Below are 2006 nucleotides of genomic sequence, written 5' to 3'. Positions count from 1 at the left end.
CGCAAAAACACTACAGCGTTGTATAGTTAAGCCTCTCGGGCAATTAGTACTGGTTAGCTCAACGTCTCACAACGCTTACACACCCAGCCTATCTACGTCTTCGTCTCAAACAACCCTTACAATCTCTCGATTGGGATAACTCATCTCAAGGCAAGTTTCGTGCTTATATGCTTTCAGCACTTATCTCTTCCGCATTTAGCTACCCAGCAATGCCTCTGGCGAGACAACTGGTACACCAGTGATGCGTCCACTCCGGTCCTCTCGTACTAGGAGCAGCCCCTCTCAATTATCCTACGCCCACGGCAGATAGGGACCGAACTGTCTCACGACGTTCTAAACCCAGCTCGCGTACCACTTTAAATGGCGAACAGCCATACCCTTGGGACCTACTTCAGCCCCAGGATGTGATGAGCCGACATCGAGGTGCCAAACACCGCCGTCGATATGAACTCTTGGGCGGTATCAGCCTGTTATCCCCGGAGTACCTTTTATCCGTTGAGCGATGGCCCTTCCATTCAGAACCACCGGATCACTATGACCTGCTTTCGCACCTGCTCGACTTGTCCGTCTCGCAGTTAAGCTTGCTTTTACCATTGCGCTATCCTCACGATGTCCGACCGTGATTAGCAAACCTTCGTGCTCCTCCGTTACGCTTTGGGAGGAGACCGCCCCAGTCAAACTACCCACCAGACACTGTCCGAAACCGCGTTCCGCAGTCTTCGTTAGAACATCAAACGTTAAAGGGTGGTATTTCAACAACGACTCCATGATAACTGGCGTTACCACTTCATAGTCTCCCACCTATCCTACACATCAAAATTCAAGGTTCAGTGTCAAGCTATAGTAAAGGTTCACGGGGTCTTTCCGTCTAGCCGCGGGTACACCGCATCTTCACGGCGATTTCAATTTCACTGAGTCTCGGGTGGAGACAGCCTGGCCATCATTATGCCATTCGTGCAGGTCGGAACTTACCCGACAAGGAATTTCGCTACCTTAGGACCGTTATAGTTACGGCCGCCGTTTACTGGGGCTTCGATCAAGTGCTTCTCTTGCGATGACACCATCAATTAACCTTCCAGCACCGGGCAGGCATCACACCCTATACTTCCACTTACATGTTTGCAGAGTGCTGTGTTTTTAATAAACAGTTGCAGCCAGCGGGTCACTTCGACTGGTTCGTGCTCCATTTGTGCAAACTTCACACTACGCCAGCGCACCTTCTCCCGAAGTTACGGTGCTATTTTGCCTAGTTCCTTCACCCGAGTTCTCTCAAGCGCCTGAGTATTCTCTACCTAACCACCTGTGTCGGTTTTCAGTACGGTTTAAATAAACCTGAAGCTTAGTGGCTTTTCCTGGAAGTTGGGTATCAGTTACTTCCGCTCCATAGAGCGTCGTCATCATTTCTCAGTGTTATCAGGTTTCCGGATTTGCCTAAAAACCCCACCTACAAACTTAAACAGTACAATCCAATCTACTGCTAACCTAACCTGCTCCGTCCCCACATCGCAGTTTATTCAAGTACGGGAATATTAACCCGTTTCCCATCGACTACGCTTTTCAGCCTCGCCTTAGGGGCCGACTCACCCTGCCCCGATTAACGTTGGACAGGAAACCTTGGTCTTTCGGCGAACGGGTTTTTCACCCGTTTTATCGTTACTTATGTCAGCATTCGCACTTGTGATACCTCCAGCATACTTCTCAATACACCTTCTACGGCTTACACAACGCTCCCCTACCCAACAGATTTTACTCTGATGCCGCAGCTTCGGTGCTATATTTTAGCCCCGTTACATCTTCCGCGCAGGCCGACTCGACTAGTGAGCTATTACGCTTTCTTTAAATGGTGGCTGCTTCTAAGCCAACATCCTAGCTGTCTAAGCCTTCCCACTTCGTTTCCCACTTAATATAGACTTCGGGACCTTAGCTGGCGGTCTGGGTTGTTTCCCTCTCCACGACGGACGTTAGCACCCGCCGTGTGTCTCCTAAGCATTACTCTTCGGTATTCG

1 rRNA gene is annotated in these 2006 nt (G+C 50.0%); it reads right to left on the bottom strand.

Annotated elements, in window-relative coordinates:
* Positions 1-22: 22 nt before the first annotated feature.
* Positions 23-2006, bottom strand: a 23S ribosomal RNA gene (locus EV694_RS10815); the annotation flags it as partial.

It is taken from the genome of Volucribacter psittacicida (assembly GCF_004339025.1).
Lineage (GTDB): Bacteria > Pseudomonadota > Gammaproteobacteria > Enterobacterales > Pasteurellaceae > Volucribacter > Volucribacter psittacicida.
Note: the sequence above shows the minus strand (reverse complement) of the source record. Positions and strands in the feature narration are given on the sequence as shown.